This is a genomic window from Paenibacillus sp. Y412MC10 (assembly GCF_000024685.1).
Classification (GTDB): Bacteria; Bacillota; Bacilli; order Paenibacillales; family Paenibacillaceae; genus Paenibacillus_AQ; species Paenibacillus_AQ lautus_A.
This window is the reverse complement of record NC_013406.1, coordinates 1,633,470-1,653,527: the sequence shown is the minus strand read 5'-3', so window position 1 is coordinate 1,653,527 and position 20,058 is coordinate 1,633,470. Positions and strand designations below refer to the sequence as shown.

Below are 20,058 nucleotides of genomic sequence, written 5' to 3'. Positions count from 1 at the left end.
CTTCACCTTCCTATCCTTTCGTGTTCGCTTGCCTAAAGACTATTTCAATCCGATTTCTTCCTTGGAATAGTAGCCCGTCTCCACAACCTCTTTCTCCACGTTGGAAGCATCCACGGATACAGGGGGAAGCAAATAGGCAGGCACGACCTTGATGCCGTTGTCGTACGATTCCGTATCGTTCACCTCGGCCTCTTCTCCCTTCAGCACGCTCTCCGCCATCTTCACCGCCTGCTCGGCGAGCTGGCGCGTATCCTTGAACACCGTCTGGGTTTGCTCACCGGCCACGATCGATTTAATGGAAGCAAGCTCCGCATCCTGACCCGTGATAATCGGCAGCGGCTTGCCTGCCGTCCCGTAGCCTACGCCCTTAAGCGAGGAGATGATGCCGATGCTGATCCCGTCGTAGGGCGACAGCACCGCGTCCAGATTCTCGCTGGAATAGTTGGCGCTGATCAGGTTATCCATCCGCGACTGGGCCAGGGCGCCGTCCCAGCGCAGAGTCGCAATCTGGGCCATCGTGGTCTGTTTGCTCCGAACGACAAGCTTGCCCGAATCCATGTAAGGCTTGAGCACGGACATCGCGCCGTCATAGAAGAAGTAAGCATTGTTATCGTCCGGCGATCCGCCGAACAGCTCGATATTGAACGGCCCCTTCCCTTCCTTCAGGCCAAGCTTCTCTTCAATATAGGAGGCTTGCTGAACGCCGACCTGGAAATTGTCGAAGGTGGCATAATAACTCAAATGCTCGGTGTTGCGGATCAACCGGTCGTAGGCGATGACCTTGATTCCCTGATCATGGGCCTTCTTGATCACGTCGGTCAGCGTATTGCCGTCGATCGAAGCGATGACGATCACGTCGACCCCTTTCGTAATCATGTTCTCGATTTGGGAAATCTGGTTTTCAATCACGTCCTCGGCGAATTGAAGGTCGGTTTTATACCCTTTTTCCTGAAACAGCCGCTCCATGTTCTTCCCGTCAGCCACCCAGCGTTCGGATGATTTGGTGGGCATCGCAAGGCCGACGTAACCCTTCTCAGCATCGCCGGTTTGGCTTTCGGCGAGGTTGCAGGCCGTCAGGGCCAAGAGCAGCACCGCGATCAGCAATCCTGGCAATCCTCTCTTCATCGGTAGTTCCCCTTTCCGAAAAATGAAATCGAGAGCGCTTACAACCGAAGGTTCGAAAAGCCTCTCTGTACTAAAAAGGATACCTCCGTTCGGGTGGAGGGGTCTTTCCACGAAAACAACCTTTTTTATAATTTTCATACTTTTGTTGTTCGGCATTCTTGCGAGATGTGCACAATATGCTCCATGGGAACCGGTCCGAATGACTTTATCGTCATCAAAAAGAGCCCCCGGTTTGTTGTTTGCCAACGAACCGGAGGCTCTCTCCATGCTGCAGCGTATATCCGCCCGCAACCAGATGTTCTCTTTCCATGCATCCATGGAATTAAAAAGGCCGGCGGGCACTAACGCCCGCCGACCATACTGCGATCACATGCCCGATTGCAGCATTCTTGCCAGGATGGCCGCCGTTTCCGCGCGCGTTGCCGCCCGCTCCGGCGCCAGCCTGTTCGCTTGGTCGCCCGTCAACAGTCCTGCCTGCGAAAGCTGATCGACTGCCCCGCGAGCCCATGATGCAAGCTTGACATCGTCGGCATATTGCAGCGGCGCTCCCTCGGCCTCCTTGCCAAGTCCCGTCGCTTCCATCGCCCTTGCGATCATGACGATCATTTCCTGACGGGTCACGGCCGCATCCGGACGGAAGCTGCCGTGCGCATACCCTTGGATCAATTCCGCCTTATAGGCGGCTTGAACGTCGGCTGCAAACCATCGGCCCGCCACGTCGTTGAACGAAGCAGGAACCGCGGCCGCTCCGCTCGGATGGATCCCCAGCATCCTGACCAGCATGGCGGCAAGCTCCGCCCGCGTGATGGAGCGGCCCGGCTCAAAACGGCCGCCCTCCGTCCCCTGCACGATGAGCTTGTTCGCGAGCAGTTCGGCGTCGGCTTTAGCCCAATGCCCGCTCATGTCGGTGAATGCGCGGCGGCTCTCCAGAACGGTATAGGTTCCCGATGTCTTCAAAGTGAGAAGGGCATTCTCGGCCGAAGCGAAACGGGCCGGAACGTGTTTCCATCGTCCGGCGGCTTCATCGAGGTAAGCTGCCGTCAAATACCGGCCGTCGGCCAGCATTCGCTCTGAAGGCGCGAAGGTTGCGGATAATCGGCCATCTGCCAGCGGCTGCGCCGTTCCGTCCGGCTTCCACGCGTTCAGCGACACGGAGAACGGCTTAAGCCGCATACTCGCTCCCGTTTTTCGCGAGAGCTCCACGAGTCTCGTCTCCGTCTCGTCATCGGCCGTTCTGATCGTGAGCCCGATGAAAGCCGCAGATAAATCCGATGGCAGCTCGCCAAGTTCAGCCAGTGAGAAGACTAATACGCCCTGCGGCGTGCGCCACTCCAACACCGTGCCGCTGACAAGCTCCTGCAGCCGCTCCACGACGGCAGGCTTCATGAGCAGCGACCATTCCTTCGTTCCGCCCTTCGTTTCAATCACGATGCGGCCTGAACTCAGCTGTTCGTGCTCGAGCGTGATCGTCTGGCCGGATTCACCGTCGAGCACCAGATCGACGGTGAGACCGCGATCTTCCCCTGCGGGCGGTTTCACCCCGCCGGCATCGCCCGGCAGGCCGACGGCGTTGCCCGGGCTTCCGCCGGAACCAGGATCACCGCCTGAGTGAGCCGGCGGCAAAACGGCAACCTCGGCTGTGGTGCTTAAACCTTCGTAGGTCACGGTCATGGACGATTTCCCTGACCGGATGCCGTGCAGCCGGCCCGCTGCATTCAGGGATGCATAGCCTCTGTCTGCAAGACGGTATGCAGCTTCCGCGGTCACATCGGAGGAGGTGCCGTCCGAGTAATGTGCAGTTACCCGGATCTGGCGATATTCGCCCTCCCTCACTTCATACCGGGAAGCATCCAGGGTCAATCCGGTCGGCACGGCATAAACCGTGACGGGGGCGGCGGCTGACAGCCTTCCGGCATCAGCCTCATAAACGGCCTGCATGACGGTACGCCCGGTACGAAGACCTGTGACATACCAGGAACCGTCCTCGGCCCGCGCCACCCGGATCAGCCCATCATCATATTGAAAGCGGGCATCTGCGGTTACGTCCGAGGTAGCATCCCCGTAAGTCACCTCGACGACCGTGCGCACCGATTCGCCGATTTGAAGTCGGTACGAGGGCGGCGTAAACCATATGCCGTCGGCAAAGGTCACCTGCACGCCATCCCGAATCGGCTCGCCGCCGATCCAGGCGCGAATGTCGGCCACTCCCGGCTCGGTTGAACGGACTTCCGCCGTATACACGCCGTTTTCGCGGTACGTGGCTTCCGTCACGGTGCCAAGCGTTGTTTCAAGCCGAATATCGGCCCCGCTCCCCGTGTTGTTGCCAAAGGCATCCCTCACCGAGATGGTAATCGTCGAGGCAGCAGAGCCGTTAGCCGGGATTGCCCCGCTGTCGGCGTAAAGCTCCGATGCAGCGGCCGAAGCGGGACCCGGCAGAAATTCGACCTCCGCCGTATCTGCAAGCTCGCTATCGTCCACGGATGCCGTAATGACGGCAATGCCGGCCTCGGTTGAGATCAGCGATGCCGTGTACCGCCCCTCGGCCTCATATACAGCCGCGGAAACGGTGCCGATCGAGGAATGAATCCGAATGTCCGCGGGCCCGCCGTCATCCGGAACCGTATTGCCCGCGGCGTCCTTCAGCTGCACCGTAATCCGCGCGGATTGCTTGCCGTCGGCCGTCAGCCCGGTCCGGTCCGCATCGACCGTCGAGCGAAGCGCCGAAGGCTCGCCCGGCTCGAAGGATACCGTCACTGCCGAGGCGATCCGAATGCCGTCCAAGGTTCCGGTAATGACGGCTGTTCCGGCCCTATTCGATGCAACGCCGGCCGTGTAACGGCCATCCGCTTCGTACTTCGGCTCCGTCAGCAGGCCAAGCGTCGACGCCAGCTTAAGCTGGAGCGATCCGGCATCGGAGCGGAGCTCGTTTCCGTAAGCGTCCTTCAGCAGTACCGTCACGATTGAACGGCTTAGCCCGTCAGCGGTGACGACTGCCCGGTCGGCTGACAATATCGTTTGGTCCGCCGAAGCCGGGCCAGGCATGAACTGCACCGACGCCGTGTGCGCCAGCGGCACATCGTTGACCGTTCCCGTGATGACGGCCTCGCCTGCCGCCGTGCCGGCCGTCAATATGGACGTGTACGTACCGTCATGATGATCCGTCATCCGTCCCAGCGTTCCGGCCGTCGTCTCCACCAGGACCTTGTCGCCTCCTGCGGTCAACGCATTGCCGAAGGCATCCTTCAGCCGAATCGTGACAACCGTTGACGTGCTGCCGCCCACGGTGATTGCTTTGCTGTCCGTCTCGATGATCGATTCGGCCGCGGATGCCGCCCCGGCGAGAAGATCAACCGATACGGGGTGCTCCAACGGCACGCCGTTTACGGCACCCGATACGACGGCTGAACCGGAAACCGTGCCGGCCGTCAGCATGGCTGAATACGTGCCGTCGCCATGGTCTTGAACGCTGCCCAACGTTCCGGCCGTCGTGGTTAACACGACCGTATCACCGCCCGTCTTCAATTCGTTGCCGAAGGCATCCTTCAACTGCAGCGTCACGGTTGTTGTGCTGGCGCCGTCAGCCGGCATCGCCGGGGATGCTGCCGTCAGCAGCGATTCGCTCGCCGAAGCCGCTCCGGGCTCAAAATCAGCGGACGCGGTCTGCAATAGCTTCGCACCGTTCACCGTCGCGGTGATCGTTGCCGGACCGGCAACCGTCGGTGCCGTAAGCACGGCCGAGTATGTGCCGTCCCCATGATCCGTTACCGCTCCGATCGAGCCGGCGGTCGCGCTCAGACTCACCCTGTCGCCGCCGGACGTCAGGTTGTTGCCGTAGACGTCCTTCAGCTGCACGGTCAGCGCCGTTGTGCTTGACCCGTCAGCCGGGAGCGCGGACGCCCCCGCTGTGAGGAGCGATGTTGCCGGAGAAGCGGCGCCCGGAACATACGCGATGTCCGCCGTCTGCGTGACGGTCTTGCCGTTCAGCTCGGCCCGGACGACGGCCTTGCCGGCAGTCGTCGGCGCCTTAACGGTAGCCGTATAAGTGCCGTTACCGCGGTCCGTGACGGCGGAGAGCGTGCCTCCGCTTGTTTCGACGGATACCGCGTCGCCTCCTTGCGTCACCGGGTTACCGTAGGCATCCTTCGCTTGGACCGTAATGACGGCCGTACTGACTCCGTCTGCCGTAATCGAAGCCGGGTTGATCGACAGGCTCGTCGCTGACGGCGATGCCGCTCCGGCAACGAAGTTCAAGCTTGCCTTGCCGGCAAGTGCCGAGCCGTTGACAAAACCCGACACCGTTGCGGTTCCGGCGGTCGTGGGCGCCGTCCAGGTCGCGCTGTACGTCCCGTCGCCGTGATCCGTTACCGCACTCAGGCTGCCTGCAGTAGCCGACAAGGTTACGGTACCGCCCGAAGCAGCCAAACGATTGCCATGCGTATCCTTCAGCTCCACGGTAACCCTGGTCGTGCCGGTTCCGTTAGCCGGTACGCTTGCGTTCGCGGCGCTGATCGTGGATGCCGACAGAGACACGGGGCCGGGCACGATGCTTACGTTCGTCGTTTGCGCGAGCCTCACGCCATTAACCGATGCCGATACGACCGACATGCCCGTTGCCGTCGGCGCCGTCAGCGTCGCGGTATACGTTCCGTTGCCTTGATCCGCAACGGAACCGATGGAGCCGATGCTGGCCTGCATCGTCACGGCATCGCCGCCTGTCACGAGATCATTGCCTCGCGCATCCTTCAATTTTACGGTTAACGTCGTGGTCCCCGATCCGGCCTGGAGACTGCCTGAAGCAGAGGCAAGGCTGGATTTGTCCGCGGAGGCGGCCCCCGGGACGAACGAGACAACGGCCGTTTGTTTGATCAAAGAACCGTTCAATCTGGCCGATACTTCAGCGGTACCGGTCGTGGAAGCCGAGCTCAGCGTCGAGGTATAGGTTCCGTTGCCTTTGTCGGACACGGCCCCGATGGTGCCGCCGCTTGTGCTCATGGACACGGTACCTGCTGAAGCCGTCAACGCGTTGCCGTAGGCATCCCGGAGCCGTACCGTCAGCATCGTTTTACTGCTGCCGTCGGCAACGATCGAGACGGGAGCCGCTGACAGTTCCGAGGTTTGCGTGGACGCTCCCGCGGGAAGAATCTGAATCGCGGCCTTCTGCTGCATCGCCGCCCCGTTCACCGCGGCACTGACGGTCCCGCTGCCGGCGGCCGTGCCTGCCGTCAGCACAGCCGTATAGGTCCCGTCCCCATGGTCGGTTACCCTCCCGGCCGTGCCGTGCGAGGACTGGATCGTTACCGTGTCGCCTCCGGACACCAGCGGATTGCCGTGCGCATCCTTTAAGCGGACGGTCACCGCCGTGCTTCCGCTTCCGGCCGTGAGCGTGTTCTGCCCCAGGCTGATCGTGGATGCCGAAGCCGATGCGGCTCCCGGGACGAACGTGACCGCTGCCTTCTGCGCGATCGGCGTTCCGCCCAGCTCCGCCGTTACGGTTGCCGTACCGACGGAAACGGGCGCTTTCAGCTGTGCCGTGTACGTCCCGTTCTTCCGGTCCGTCACGCCGGACAGCGTACCGGCGGTCGTCTTCATTTGCACGGTACCGCCGCTCGTCGTCAACGGATTTCCGTTGCTATCCTTCAGCTGCACCGTCACGGTGGAGATACTGCTGCCGTCCGCCGGAATCGATGCCGGGCTCGCGGTGACCGTTGAAGTGACGGCCGAAGCGCCAAGCGGATTGAACTTCACCGTGCCGCTTGCGCTCATGGGATAACCGTTAATGATGCCCGTAATCGTTGCGGTTCCGGTCGTCTTGGACGACGTCAGTTCAGCCGTATACGTCCCGTCCCCGTGATCGGTGACCGGACCGAGCGTACCCGCTGTCGTGCTAAGCTGAACGGTCCCTTCGCTCCTGCCGATGTTATAGTTGCTTCCTTCCTTGAGCGTTACGGTGACCGTCGTCTTGCTGGTCCCGTCCGCGTCGATGGAAGCGGGACTGGCGCTGATTTGCGTCCGGGCCGGATATACTTGCAGCGCAGACGTGTAATATACCAAAGGGCTGGCATCCGATATGCCCAGTTCTCCCCTGCTGGTCCAGCCTGCGCCCCATACGGTACCGTCCGCATTAATCGCAAGGGCATGGTTGTCGCCGGCAGCGAATAGATCTGCGTCGCCGAGCAGCTTTGTTGCCACTTGGAGGTTCCGGTTCTGCATGCCCCACCACCACAGGGTTCCGTCGCTTTTTAGAGCCATGCTCAAGCGGCCGCCGCCGGATATCCGGACTACATTCGTAAGCGGCAAGGAACCCGCCTGCTGAACCTGAATCGCCGTGTTGGAAGAGGTCAGTCCCGGGTTGCCCAGGTTAAAATTCTCATTGTATCCCCAAGCCCAGACGGTTCCGTCTCCCTTCAGAGCCATGCCGCCCAATCGATTGCCTTGGATATCGGCAATGCCGGTTAAAGGCTGTCCGGCAGAATCGATCACCTGTACCGGATAGTCGGAGTCGGCCGTTGATCCGTTGCCCAGCGCTCCGAAGCCTCCGTAGCCCCAGGCCCATACCGTTCCGTCGTTCAGCAGCGCAACGGAATGGTATTCGCCCGCCCCTATGGCCTTCACGTCGTTGAGATAAGATCCGCTTGACGCCTTGATGCGTACGGCCCGGGGATTGATGACGTCATAATAATCGGTAAGCGTGCTGCTGGAATTGGATCCCCACCCCCAAGCCGATCCGTCTTCCTTGATGGCCAGAACATGGTTGTAAGCCGCGGCGATGCTGCGTACATTCGTTAGTGGCCCGCCGCCGGACTCCGTTACCTGCACGGCACGATGCTGATTATCCGATGCACCGTTGCCGAGCGTCCCATAGACTCCCCTGCCCCAGGCCCATACGGTGCCGTCATTCAGCAGCGCGACCGAGAAATAGTCTCCGCCCGTCACGAACTTCGCGTTTCCCAGCGGCGTACCGTCGAATTTGGTTACTGGCACAGGTCGGAATGCATTATCCGTTGTACCGTTGCCCAGTGATCCCGCACTGTTGTCCCCCATCGTCCAAACCGTGCCGTCTCCGGCAATCAGCAAGGAATGAAGGTATCCCGCTCCGATTCCTTTGATGCCGGCGGGGGCCGCGGATGAGGCATGCGCCGGCTGCGGCAGATTCGGCATGATCATCAGGAATGCGAGCAGAAGCATCGCGATTTTTTTCAATCTGCGCAATGGAACCTCCCCTTCTTGAAATAAATAGTAAGTAAATAGCACGGAAATGCATGTTGTCCATGATTCCACGGTCCTGACCGCCATTCTAGCAAAAAAGGATGTCAATAATAATTAACAAACGTTAACGATTCGACAAAAAATTTATCTCGAATGAGTCCCCCCTCGGATTGCAGGCAAAAAAAAGCGGGATTGCCATGGAACGCAATCACCGCTTCTCCGCTTCTTATCGCTACCTACCGTGGGCTCCGCTCTTCGTCTCGTCTATTCTTCCAGAACCGCTGCCCCTTTGCGGTACCGGTTCGGCGACACCCCCATCACCTTCTTAAAGGCCGTGCTGAAATAATGCTGGCTGTCATACCCCACCCGCTCCGCGATGTCCAGGATGCTCAGCTCGGTGGCGTTGAGCAGCTGGATCGCTTTCTGAATCCTCGTCTGGGTCATGAGCGTGATAAAGGACGTACCGAGCTCTTTCTTGAGCATCCGGCTCAGATAGACCGGCGATACCTGCAGGGCCTGGGCGAAAGATTCCAGCGTCAGCTCCCGAACGGCATACTGTTCCTGGATGAGCTGCCGGGCACGCCGTACCAGCGGAGACAGCTGCGCCTCCTTGAATACCCCTTCCCGGCAAGCCTCGTAGGCGGCCGCAACCGCTCCGTCCGCCCCTTCCGAAACCGGCTCCAGATGTACGTTCACGGCCAGCTTCAAGTACTTCTGGATCAACTGCTCGGCATCGGCCGCAATCTCCATATCCACTTCTCCCCAGCAGCAAATGCCGATCCAGCCGGTATGGTCCCGGAACAAAACGCAGGGTGCGGGATGAAACAGCTCGGCGATTATATTTTCCATCGCGAACAGATACAGCTGGCGGTCGCTTTCCTTCATCAACGGCTGCGGAGCCGTCATCTCCGGCCATCTGGCGATGCCGATCCGGGTGGGACGGCAAGGCGGCAGTCCCAGGAACTCCAGCTGCTCGATCGCCTCCTCCTCATCCAGCAGGCCATGCATCCATTCGAGGCAGAACCGTTCCCGAAGCAGCGGAATGTTCTTCTCGATTTGCTCCGACGCCTTCTTCAGGTAGCTTTCCTGGATTTGATGGTCGTTCAGCTCATCTCGAACGCTGCTGAGCACCTGAATCAGATGCTCCGCATTTACCGGCTTCAATATATAATCCTTAACCCCGAGCCGGATCGCTTCCTGCGCATAAGCAAATTCGTCATGGCCGGTAATAATGACGAACCGGCATGCGGGGCGTTCTTCCTTCATTCGCTTCATGAGCCCGATGCCGTCCAGGAACGGCATATTCATATCGACCAGCATAATGTCAATCGGCTGGCTGAGCGCAAGCTCCAGCGCTTCCTCGCCATCCTCCGCTTCGGCAGCCACTTCCATGCCGAGTGCCCCCCAGTCGACCGCATCCCGAATCCCTTCGCGGATAATCGGCTCATCGTCGGCAATCAAGACTTGATACGCTTTCTTCATCGTGAGTCTCTCCCATCATGATCGGAGGACGAAGGAACGGCATGCAGCAGCGGATGCGTAATCCGTACCGTGGTTCCCTCGTTCTCTATACTGTCAATCATAATTCCGTACGTCTCCCCGAACGTTAACTTGATACGGGCCTGTACATTCAGCATACCGTAGCTTCGGCTTGCACCCGGCCCTTCTTCGGGAGGCGCCTCCATGGCCGTTACCGGATCGGCAAGCTGCCTGCGAAGTGCCTCCAGCCGCTCCGCAGGCATACCTGCCCCGTCATCACGTACGGCAAGCACCAGCACATTATCCTCAACTTGTGCTTGGATCCAGATTCGCCCCGGGCCTCTCCGGGCCTTAATGCCGTGGTATATCGCGTTCTCCACCATCGGCTGGAGGATAAGTTTCAGGACGTGCAGTCTCTCGGCTTCAGGGGATAGCTCCATCTCAACCTGCAGCCTGTCGCGGTAACGCGTCTTCTGGATCTGCAAGTAACTGCTGATATGCGTCCATTCGTCGGACATGGGAATGATATCATCGCCTTTGCTGAGCCCGATCCGAAACAGCCGCGACAAGGATTCTACCAGATCCGATACGTCATCCGCCCCTTTCTTGCGGGCCATCCAATGGATCGTATCCAGCGTGTTGTACAGAAAATGCGGCTTAATATGCGCCTGCAGGCTGCGCAGCTCCGCTTCGCGCTTCTGCCTCTCCCGCAGCTCGCTCAGCTTCATCAGCTTGCGGATCTGCAGGAGCATGCGGTTAAAGCTGCGGCCGAGCATGCCCACCTCATCCTGCCGGTTTCCCCAGTAGCGGATCGTCAAATCCCCGGATTCGGCTTTTTGCATGAAGGACATAAGCTGCCAGATCGGCCTGGATATGGACTGCGAAAGCGTGTAGGACGCCGTAACCCCAAACAAGCACACTATAAACAAGAAACAGATCATATAAAAACGAATCTCCCGCACTTCATACACCGATTCGCTGGTTGGAAATACGCCGATCGTCCGCCAGCCGGTAAAGGAGGACGTGCCGTATATCAGTTGCAGCCGTTCCCCGTTCACCTCGCGGATCAAAGCGCCGCTCTCCTCTTCGGGAAACCACGATGGCGGAATGGACGGGATGATGGAATCCTCCGGGGTATAAATGCTCGAGCCGCCGGCCTCTGCGACCATCAAATATCCGCTTTTCCCGAGCGTGACATCCCGGACCGCCCTGGCGACCGCCCGCAGCTTCAAGTCGATCAATACCGCACCGGTCACTTCCCTCGTATCCGGATCCACAAACGAGCGTACGACCGACACCAGCTCCTCGTTGCCGTAATGAACGTGGGTGGTGACGTTACGGTCTGCCGGATGGCCGAGCACGGTAAAAATCCCTTCGTTTAAAACGGCCTCGCGGTACCATTCTTCCTCCGTCAAATTCGCCGGACTGCGCGCGTACATTTCGTTACTGATATAGGCTCCTTCGCGATTGACCAGAAGAATGGAGGCGATTTCCGGATACAGCGTCGTGAAGCCTTGAAGGTATCGCTTAATCTCGTAATTTTCCTCATTATCCTGCTTGACCGGGGACGTTTGCGGGCGATAGGTTCCCGAAGGAACATCGGCTCCTGCCGCCGGCTTATCCCCTTGAATGTCCCCTTGCAGAAACCGTTCCGTGCGAGGGTCGAAGCCGATCAAATACGTAATGTTCTGCAGATTCTCCATATCATTGTCCAGGGTCTGGTTGACCTTTCCGATCAGTTGAATGGTATTCGAGGTTACCTGCTGGTCCACAATGCGGTTTACCGTCCAATTGACAAGAACGCCAAGAGCGATTGAGGGCAGGATCCCAACCATGAGGAACAGGATGACCAGCTTGTATCTCAGCGGCAAATCCCCGAACCGCAGCCAACGGGAAATGCCTTTGCGCCAGGATTCCACTCTGTTATTTCGCATAATAATCATTCACATTCTCTCGGGTCACAATCGAGATTCCGGTGTCCACCCTCACGGGAAGCGGCGACACGTCATTCCCGAGCGTCGGGGCCGGTACGGTAAGTCCGTGATGCAGGTGAAATAAATACTGCAAGGACCAGTAGCCCATATTCCAAGTACCCTGGGCGATCGTAGCCGCGATGGTTCCGTCGGAAATCCGGTCCAGCGTCCCCTTGTTCGTATCGAATCCAATGATGGTCACCCGGCCCGCCTTACCCGCGCCGATAACGGCATCCGCCACGCCCATTCCGCCGCTGGCCTCCGTCACGAAGATCCCTTTGAGATTCGGGTGCTTGCCCAGCATGTCCGCCGCAGCCTCTTTGGCAACGAGGGTATCCCCTTTTCCTTCCCTGATCTCCACCACGGACATGGAAGGATATCTCTGCGCCAACGTGTCCCGGAAGCCCTCCGAGCGGTCGTCATGGTTCTGCTGCCCGGGCTGGGTCACAATTCCGATTTCCCCTTCCCTGCCGAGAAGCTGCGCCATCTTGTCCGCGGCCGCAACCCCTGCATTGTAATTGTTGGTTGCAAGAAAAGAATACGCTTTGCTGTCAGGTGCATCCGCATCGAACAGGACGACCGGAATCCCGGCATCCACGGCCTTATTGATCGTGGACGTCAGCGCCTTCGAATCGATGGCCGATAAGGCGATGCCGGCCGGACGCTTCGCGATGACCTGCTCCAGGACGGTAATCTGTTCCTCCACGTCATATTGCGTGGACCCGCGATAATCGACGGTTACGCCGAGCGCGTCCCCTCCATCCTCGAAGCCCTTCAATATATTTTTCCAATATTCCATCCCCGATTGAAATGTGACCATGACGTAATTCTCGCCCATGCTGCCGTGCAGCCCGCCTTCCTCCCAGGCCGAGGAGCGCTTGTCTTCCAGCCTGTACATGAACACATAGGTGAGAAAAGCCAATATAAGAGCGCCGTAAACCAGCATCATCTTCTTCATGAATGAGTCCCCCGATTCTTGATCCTTCGTGTGCCATCCACCAGTTGCAACCGGTTACATATCGTATAATGAATATACTGCAATTCTCTGAAAAAGATCAAACGCTTGCTAGAATTTGGCAACGTACAGCAGCAAAAAACAGGCTGTTCCAGGTTCCCCTTAACCATGTTCACAGCCTGTTTCTATGATTTCAAGCATCTGCATTTCGTTCCTGCATGAACGAGGCTTGGGTTGCCCGTACTGCTCACTTAGCCGGATAGATGCTAATGCCGTGCATAAATAAACTAACCACGTGACGCGCAAGATCCTCAGGAGTCCGCTTGCCTGTCAGCAGCTGCTGGGAGGTCAGCCTTTCGATGACGCCGACCAGGCACTCCGCAACGATGTGCATGTCGGAATCACGGTCAAAGTACCCGTCCTGCTGCTCTCCCTTCAGATTTTGCTCGATCATGGCTGCCATTTCAGCCTTTACGATGGCGGAATCATCCCCGATGAAAAAACCGATTTGCGTCAAATCCGGGTCCTTGCCAAGAAACGTGAACAACCCCGTAAGCACGCCAAGCAAACGCCCGGTCACATGAGCCTCATCGATTCCGCTCTCCAACCGGCTTCCCTCGATCAGGCCTTTAAGCTCCGAACGAAATTTCTCCATCAGCTCCCTGAAAATCGCCTCTTTGCTCTCAAAATACAAATAGAATGACGGCTGCGTCAATCCTGCCCGGGAAACGATGGTGCTGATCTTGGTCTGATGGTATCCTGTCTTCGCAAATTCATTGGCGGCAACAATCAGTAGTCTTGCCCGGCTTTCTTGTCCGTTCGCACCCTTCTTCCGCAAAGCTATCCAACCTCCGAATCTACCCATGATGTATGTATGCTAGTTACCCTTCATTATACTCTATATCGGAAAGTTGCTGCTACACATAAAGTGTCCCGCCTGAACCGAAGACTTTACATCGCCACCGGAACGTTATAACGTAAAAGGGATGAGATGCTTAACGTTTCAGCCAAAAAGGAGATAACTCACATGCAGGAACATACCCAATCCAACTCGGTAGATACAATCGAGTCATATAGCTCGGCTCCGCATTCCTCCAAGCGCGTGCTTATCGTCACGGCGGTTGATGCCGAAAAAGATGCCGTGTTGCGCGGCCTAAAGAATGCGTCCGGATTCGAGGTTATCGCGGGAGGAGTCGGTCCGGCGGCAACGGCGGCCGCGACTGCCCGACAGTTGATGCAAACCTCCTACGATTTCGTTGTCAGCGCAGGCATCGCCGGAGGTTTTGCCGGTCAAGCTGAGGTTGGCTCCATCGTCATTGCGGACCTCATCCTTGCGGCGGATCTCGGATCCGAAACCGAAGACGGCTTCAGCAGCGTTCAGGAGCTCGGCTTCGGAACGGATCGGATTCCGGTCGATGCTGCCGCTGCCGGCAAGCTTGTCGAGGCCTTGGAGGATGCCGGCGCAGCCGTGACCCTTGGTCCCGTGCTGACCGTATCCACCACGACGGGAACGGCGGCGACGGCCGCCAGCCTTCTCCGCCGGGTGCCGAACGCCTGCGCCGAAGCGATGGAAGGGTTCGGCGTAGCCACCGCTGCCGCTGCAGCCGGGGTACCCGTGCTTGAGATCCGTACCATATCCAATCAGGTCGGTCCGCGGGACCGCGGCGCATGGAAGATCAAGGAGGCGCTGCAGGCGCTTGAGACAGCAAGTTCATTACTACCGGAGGTGCTACGATGAAAATCGCTTTTTCCCCTTGCCCCAACGACACATTTGTATTTCATGCCTGGGTTCACGGTCTTATTCCCGGTGCTCCCGAGCTTGATGTATCCTATGCGGATATCGATATCACCAATCATTGGGCGGCCGCGGATCGGGAACATGACATCTTGAAAATATCCTATGCCGCACTGCCCTGGGTGCTGGATGAATACGCCCTGCTGCCCTGCGGGGGAGCGCTCGGCCGCGGTTGCGGGCCTCTCGTTCTGACGGCGGACAAGCTGACCGACGGAAAGACCCCGGACAGTCCGGCAGCGCTTTCCGGCCGGCGAGTAGCCGTTCCGAGCGAGCGCTCCACGGCTTATCTGTTGTTTCGCCTGTGGGCCGCCCAAAACGTACCCGGGGGACTCGGCGAAATCGTAGTGATGCCGTTTGACCAGATCATGCCGGCTGTCCGCGACGGTGCCATCGATGCCGGGCTGGTCATTCACGAAGCGCGATTCACGTACACGTCCTACGGATTGAAGCTGATGACCGATCTCGGCAGCTGGTGGGAATCCGATACGAATCTGCCGATCCCGCTGGGAGCGATCGTGGCCCGCAGGTCGCTGGATCTGGCCAGCATCTCGAGCTGGATCCGCTCCTCGGTCGAATACGCCTGGGAACATCCCGGGGAATCCCGGGATTATGTCCTCCGGCACGCACAGGAAATGGACCCGGACGTCGCCGATGCCCACATTGACTTATATGTCAATCCATTTACCGCAGAGCTGGGCGAAGACGGCTATGCAGCAATTTCCGCCCTGCTGAACCGCGCAGCCGATGAAGGGCTCGTGCCGCGGATCGATCCCGCGCTGCTGAAACGTCCGGAATAGCCGGAAGATAACCATCTAACGACATATTCTCTCGAAAGACCGACTGCATGCAGCGGAAGTTTTTCTTGGGAGAGTAGGAGGGGGTTCCCTCCGAAGTCAACACTGTATTTCTCTAAAAATAGAGGAACGCCCCTGAGCCCGACCAACCGTGTCCGGCTTCTCTTTTGGCGTTCCTCTTTTTCCTGCCTGCAAATCGTTTCATCCGAACTTTCCAAATCAGAACTCGTTCCTCGATATCCAATCATGCAGCTGCCTGTAAATTCCGATTATTTCATCCATGGGCATCCTCACCAGCCCGCTGGACGATGGAGCTACAAACTCACGGACTCCGTCTACGACGGAGTCCGGCTGGATTCCCCAGTCCGCCTTGGCCTTGCCGCTGTATTCGGTATACACGCCCTTGCCGACAAAACAGGCAACCTCCGGTCTGTATTCCTCCAGCTTCTTCCGCAGCGTCTCTCTTCCGAGCCTATACTCTTCGCGGGTAATGTCTTCCGCGCCCCGGGTGGGCCTGGCTACAATATTGGTGAATCCATAACCCAGTTTAAGCAATTCCCCGTCCTCTGCGGCTTCATATAAGCGTGGAGTCAAACCGGACTTATGCAGGATCCTCCAAAAATTGTTGCGCGGGTTTGCGTAATGGTGCCCCACTTCGCCCGATCGCAGACTCGGGTTAAAGCCGATAAATACAAGGGTTAATCCATAATCCAGATGATCGCTGACTTCGTCCAAGCTTGATTCCTCCTCATCATCTAATCTGGGTTCCCTTAAGTTTAATGAGAGCTCGAAGCGGCGGCGCTGTTGTTGCGTTTGCGTATTTGGTGAATGCCCATCACGACGGCAACGAGCTCCCAGTCATCGAGAACATCGCTCTCATTCTGCAGCTGATAGGCTCCGGCTTGGAGCCAGCCGCTAATGCGGGAAAATTGGGCGATGACCCTTCCGGTCTCATCCGTTATTTCATATTCATTGGAAAAGGCAGGCGAAGTGATCTCATACACGCCACGCTCCCCCGCATCGTATTCGAATTTTTTCGTAAAGAAACTCATCCGCATGCGCAGCAGACCCAGTTCTTCCCCATTGCCGCCCGTGATATTCCATTTGTTCGAGAAGAATCGGAACGAGCCGCTGCATACGGCCTCTCCCCCGGCGTTATACACGTCCAGCGAGGAGCCGAAAGCGCTCTTCAAGTCCAAGCTTCCTATTACGCGGCCTTCCCTATCCATAATATCTGTTATCCCCGAGCTAAAAAAGTTATCCTTAAAATACAAATGCATGCCCCTGCTCCCCTTCCTCGATTTCCTGCATCCCTGTTATTCATACAACGATTTGCAGGTTAAATTGTTTCAAATTTTTGCGGGAAATTCGGGAACCGATCCATGTTTCGATTGTCTAATATTCGAGGTGATGCTATTGGAGACCCTTAAATCTATGGTGGCCGTGAATGATCCAAGCACGCTGCTGAGCGGCTGGATGGAGTCCTTCGGCCAGGACGTGTGGAACTATGCGTTCTTCTTAACGAAACGCAAAGATGCGGCGGACGATATCAGTCAGGACGTGTTCCTTAGGGCTTATAAGCACTGGAATGATTTTGAGGGCCGAAGCTCGGTCAGAACGTGGCTGTTAACCATCACCCGCAATCTTTCCCTGAACTATCTCAAATCCTCCTTCATGACAAGGGTGTCTTTAACCGGCTGGATCACCTCCAAGCAGACCGAGCCTTCCGCGGAAAAAGAGTTCATGGATGCTGCGGCCGTCTCGCAGATCTGGAAATGCGTGATGGAGCTGCCGCCCAAATACCGGGAAGTGCTGATCCTGGAATTCCACTATCAGCTGCCGCGAAAAGAAATGGCCCAGCTGCTCGACCTATCCGAAGGAACGATCAAGTCCAGACTGCACCGGGCGCGCGCCCGGATGGAAACGATGTTGAAAGGAGCGGATATCCCATGAAAACCGAACAAGAGCCGCAGCCGGATTGGATGCAGGAGCTTGCTTCCCCTCCGTTCAACGAGCCGATGTTCACCGCGAAGATGAAATCCGATGTATCGCAGAGCGCCGCAACCGGCGCCATAAGCCGTAAACGACGAAGAGCTCCAGCGCGTCTTATCAGCATGACCGCGGGCGTATTGGCGCTGCTTCTCATAGCGGCGGTATGGGGATGGCGCGAGTCCCCTGCGCTTCAACGGATGATCCCCATCCAGGGCTGGGGATACGCTGCCAAGTGGACTCCCCGAAGCGTATACACGGTGGATGGCGTGGATAAACTTCAGGTTTTTCCGGGCGGGGAAGCTGCCGCGGGCTCTCCGGCCGGAGCCTGGTGGAATTTATTAACCCCGATTCAAGAGCTTGAAGGGAAAACGATCAGCATATCCGCCGTTCACCGGGATACGGGAACTACCATCCAGGAGCTTGCCGAGACAAAGATTACCTCCGATATGGCTTACAATGACTTGACACGAGTTTCTTCCCGTTTCGCACTGCCGCTTTCCGGTTTATGGCGTTTCGACGTAATGGTGGATCATGAGAAATACGGCGATATCGTTATTGATGTGCCGGATAGCAGCTGGGAGCCGAGCCCGAACTTCGTGTCCGGCAGTTATGCCATGAGCGGCGTCGAAGGGCGCTTGGGCTTTATATATCCAGACCTTATCGCTGGCAAGCCGAACAAATACATGTGGCATTTCTGGGGTCGTGACGAAGAATTAACGGGGGATCTGGTCATTACCGCGGTGAAACAAAATTCGTCCGAGATCATTGATGTATTTAAGGTTGCCGGTTTAAGGCCTTCCCCCTTAAACGGTGCCGATGCAGCCATACCCACCTCCATGTCACTTCCTTCCCCGGGACTTTGGCGCATTATGGTCTCGATCGACGGTCAATTGTTCGGCAGCGTCATAGTCGAAGTTGCTAAACCTTAAATTTGGCGATGTCGCAAGATACATGAGCCGCAGACCGTTAACACAAGCACGCCTCATGGCAAGCCTCTTCGTGCAATCATGGAGGAAACCGCTGCCTTGACCCTGCCGTTGAGATGAAACGAATTCCATTAAATAAGGCTGCCCCGGTCCGTAGAACATCTACGGAGAACCGGTGCAGCCTTTTTCAAGAGGAATATGACGGTTCATATTCATCTTGTTCCATCAGCCGAGATGCATTATTTCGCTTCCAATGCTTCCTTCGGCACTTCGATTTTGCTGATTTCGTTATGCTTGGAGTATTCGCTCTTCATTTTCATATCCAAGGATACCTTCTGACCCTCGGCTTCCATTGCCATCACCATGTCCAAATCCGTTGTTACAGGCAGGTAAGATTCCTTCTGCACGCCATAAGTAATATGAATGCTCTTGATATCCATTTGGTCCATCATGGCTTCCATCTGCGGATCGTTGCCCGCTTGGCTCATCATAGACTTGGCAAGCTCCTTCAGATTGTCGCCGGAGACATCCGCCGTCAGGACGTATGCGTCTCCGTCCTCCGTTACTTTGAAGTCCTTAGCGAGGGTCTTGAATTGCTCTACCTGCTGCTCAGGACTCGCACTGCTCGGATCCAGGCTGTCGCGGATCTCCTGCTCCGATTCCTTCGGAACCTGCATCCATTGACCATCCATGAGCATGTAGATGCCGTCTTCCGTTATATACTGCTTCATCTCGACCTTGCCTTCCGGCGAATCCATCACGACGTTCTGCATCATCTCCACCGGCTCGAGCGTAAGCTCCGAATCGAGCGACATATCAACGTTTTGCTCCTGTTTCTCTGCGCCTTCAACAACGATGTGCTGCTTGACATCGGCTTTCATGGCAAAGCTCTTCAAGTTTTTCGAAGCTTCGGCCGATTTTTGAAGAAGCTCGTCAGCGGTCGGCAAAGCCTCCTCCTTCGGCTCTTCTTTAGCCGGCGGCGTCTCTGCCGGAGTCGTCGTCCCTTGTTCCGCTGCAGGCGGTGTTGCTGCGGCATCATCTGCTGCTTTGTTGTCTTTGCCGCATGCTGTCATGCTCATTACCAAAATTGCCCCTAGTAATACTGCTGTCCACTTCTTCAATCGAATTTCCTCCTAAAATATGTATTCCGGATTACTTACCCATTCTATACGATTTGTAACATCCGTTGATCAAAATTTCCGAAAAAGGTACACTAGACCTAATTCTGTTCAGGAGGCGTGCTCGATTGGAAAACATTCTGATTACCGGATATCGAGCCCATGAGCTCGGTATTTACAATAACAAACATCAAGGCATTCCTTATATACGCAAAGCGATCGCCAATCGTCTGGTTCCCCTTCTGGAAGAAGGCCTCCAGTGGGTAATCACCCCCGGCCAATACGGCGTGGACCTGTGGGCCATTGAGGCGACAATAGAACTAAAGTCCCAATACCCTCACCTGAAATGCTCCATTTTGACGGCGTACCAGAATCCCGAAGAACAATGGAACGATGATAAGAAAGCTTATTTTCAGGAGGTCATGAAGGGGGTAGACTTCTACGCGCCGGTCAGCAAGAGTCCCTACCAGGGGCCATGGCAGTTCACGGCCAGAGACGATTTGCTCCTCCGCAAAACCGATGGCATTCTGCTCGTGTATGACGAAGACGGCGGGGAAGCCAGTCCCAGGTTCATCAAAGAACGCGCGCTAAAGAAGCAGGCCGCGGACGGCTACCGCTTCATCAGCATCGGTTCCGAGGAAATACAAGCGGTTGCCGACGAAGAGAGCATGTCGCAGGATGATTACTAGGTCGGC

General features: G+C 57.1%; 14 protein-coding genes. 5 read left to right on the top strand and 9 right to left on the bottom strand.

The window, feature by feature from the left end:
* Nucleotides 1-39 precede the first annotated feature (39 nt).
* From chvE to GYMC10_RS06870, 6 genes are all read right to left on the bottom strand, one after another.
* Entirely contained in the window at nucleotides 40-1,125 is a 1,086-nt protein-coding gene (chvE, locus tag GYMC10_RS06895; protein ID WP_036662480.1) for a multiple monosaccharide ABC transporter substrate-binding protein, read from the bottom strand.
* A gap of 366 nt (nucleotides 1,126-1,491) precedes the next feature.
* Nucleotides 1,492-8,334, bottom strand: a complete 6,843-nt coding sequence (locus tag GYMC10_RS06890) for an invasin domain 3-containing protein (RefSeq protein WP_015733890.1) — start codon at nucleotides 8,332-8,334, stop codon at nucleotides 1,492-1,494.
* Between the two features lie 261 nt (nucleotides 8,335-8,595).
* Entirely contained in the window at nucleotides 8,596-9,813 is a 1,218-nt protein-coding gene (locus GYMC10_RS06885; RefSeq protein ID WP_015733888.1) for a response regulator, read from the bottom strand.
* Nucleotides 9,810-11,753 (bottom strand): sensor histidine kinase, encoded by a 1,944-nt coding sequence (locus GYMC10_RS06880; RefSeq protein ID WP_015733887.1) that lies wholly within the window; start codon nucleotides 11,751-11,753, stop codon nucleotides 9,810-9,812. Before GYMC10_RS06880 ends, GYMC10_RS06885 begins: the two co-directional genes overlap by 4 nt.
* Nucleotides 11,734-12,741 carry a substrate-binding domain-containing protein gene (locus GYMC10_RS06875; RefSeq protein WP_015733886.1) on the bottom strand — a complete coding sequence of 336 codons (1,008 nt, stop codon included), beginning with the start codon at nucleotides 12,739-12,741 and terminating at the stop codon, nucleotides 11,734-11,736. The genes GYMC10_RS06880 and GYMC10_RS06875 overlap by 20 nt, the downstream gene beginning before the upstream one ends.
* Nucleotides 12,742-12,985: 244 nt before the next feature.
* Nucleotides 12,986-13,576 (bottom strand): TetR/AcrR family transcriptional regulator, encoded by a 591-nt coding sequence (locus tag GYMC10_RS06870; protein WP_015733885.1) that lies wholly within the window; start codon nucleotides 13,574-13,576, stop codon nucleotides 12,986-12,988.
* Nucleotides 13,577-13,765: 189 nt separating this feature from the next.
* On the opposite strand from GYMC10_RS06870, the gene GYMC10_RS06865 reads away from it, so the two are divergent.
* Together GYMC10_RS06865 and GYMC10_RS06860 are read left to right on the top strand one after the other, a co-directional pair.
* On the top strand, nucleotides 13,766-14,476 hold the full coding sequence (locus GYMC10_RS06865) for a futalosine hydrolase (RefSeq protein WP_015733884.1): 711 nt from the start codon (nucleotides 13,766-13,768) through the stop codon (nucleotides 14,474-14,476).
* Entirely contained in the window at nucleotides 14,473-15,330 is an 858-nt protein-coding gene (locus GYMC10_RS06860; protein WP_015733883.1) for a 1,4-dihydroxy-6-naphthoate synthase, read from the top strand. Before GYMC10_RS06865 ends, GYMC10_RS06860 begins: the two co-directional genes overlap by 4 nt.
* A 216-nt stretch (nucleotides 15,331-15,546) precedes the next feature.
* On the opposite strand, the gene GYMC10_RS06855 is transcribed toward GYMC10_RS06860, so the two are convergent.
* Complete coding sequence (locus tag GYMC10_RS06855) at nucleotides 15,547-16,062, bottom strand: mismatch-specific DNA-glycosylase (protein WP_015733882.1); 516 nt, start codon at nucleotides 16,060-16,062, stop codon at nucleotides 15,547-15,549.
* Between the two features lie 41 nt (nucleotides 16,063-16,103).
* The gene (locus GYMC10_RS06850) at nucleotides 16,104-16,607 is read right to left on the bottom strand and encodes a hypothetical protein (protein ID WP_015733881.1); all 504 of its coding nucleotides are present in this window, start codon (nucleotides 16,605-16,607) and stop codon (nucleotides 16,104-16,106) included.
* Between the two features lie 154 nt (nucleotides 16,608-16,761).
* On the opposite strand from GYMC10_RS06850, the gene GYMC10_RS06845 reads away from it, so the two are divergent.
* Entirely contained in the window at nucleotides 16,762-17,280 is a 519-nt protein-coding gene (locus tag GYMC10_RS06845; protein ID WP_015733880.1) for an RNA polymerase sigma factor, read from the top strand.
* Nucleotides 17,277-18,248 carry a DUF4871 domain-containing protein gene (locus tag GYMC10_RS06840; protein WP_015733879.1) on the top strand — a complete coding sequence of 324 codons (972 nt, stop codon included), beginning with the start codon at nucleotides 17,277-17,279 and terminating at the stop codon, nucleotides 18,246-18,248. Before GYMC10_RS06845 ends, GYMC10_RS06840 begins: the two co-directional genes overlap by 4 nt.
* A 236-nt stretch (nucleotides 18,249-18,484) precedes the next feature.
* Here GYMC10_RS06840 and GYMC10_RS06835 read toward each other — a convergent pair whose 3' ends face one another.
* A complete protein-coding gene (locus GYMC10_RS06835) occupies nucleotides 18,485-19,366 on the bottom strand; it encodes a DUF6612 family protein (RefSeq protein ID WP_015733878.1) in 882 nt (293 codons plus the stop codon).
* Between the two features lie 125 nt (nucleotides 19,367-19,491).
* Here GYMC10_RS06835 and GYMC10_RS06830 point away from each other — a divergent pair, with 125 nt between their 5' ends.
* Entirely contained in the window at nucleotides 19,492-20,052 is a 561-nt protein-coding gene (locus GYMC10_RS06830; RefSeq protein WP_015733877.1) for a DUF1273 domain-containing protein, read from the top strand.
* The last annotated feature ends 6 nt before the right edge of the window (nucleotides 20,053-20,058 follow it).

Coding starts and splice junctions, on each gene's coding strand:
- chvE (WP_036662480.1), bottom strand. CDS start 1,125: ATGAAGAGAGGATTGCCAGGATTGCTGATCGCGGTGCTGCTCTTGGCC.
- GYMC10_RS06885 (WP_015733888.1), bottom strand. CDS start 9,813: ATGAAGAAAGCGTATCAAGTCTTGATTGCCGACGATGAGCCGATTATC.
- GYMC10_RS06880 (WP_015733887.1), bottom strand. CDS start 11,753: ATGATTATTATGCGAAATAACAGAGTGGAATCCTGGCGCAAAGGCATT.
- GYMC10_RS06875 (WP_015733886.1), bottom strand. CDS start 12,741: ATGAAGAAGATGATGCTGGTTTACGGCGCTCTTATATTGGCTTTTCTC.
- GYMC10_RS06865 (WP_015733884.1), top strand. CDS start 13,766: ATGCAGGAACATACCCAATCCAACTCGGTAGATACAATCGAGTCATAT.
- GYMC10_RS06860 (WP_015733883.1), top strand. CDS start 14,473: ATGAAAATCGCTTTTTCCCCTTGCCCCAACGACACATTTGTATTTCAT.
- GYMC10_RS06850 (WP_015733881.1), bottom strand. CDS start 16,607: ATGCATTTGTATTTTAAGGATAACTTTTTTAGCTCGGGGATAACAGAT.
- GYMC10_RS06845 (WP_015733880.1), top strand. CDS start 16,762: ATGGTGGCCGTGAATGATCCAAGCACGCTGCTGAGCGGCTGGATGGAG.
- GYMC10_RS06840 (WP_015733879.1), top strand. CDS start 17,277: ATGAAAACCGAACAAGAGCCGCAGCCGGATTGGATGCAGGAGCTTGCT.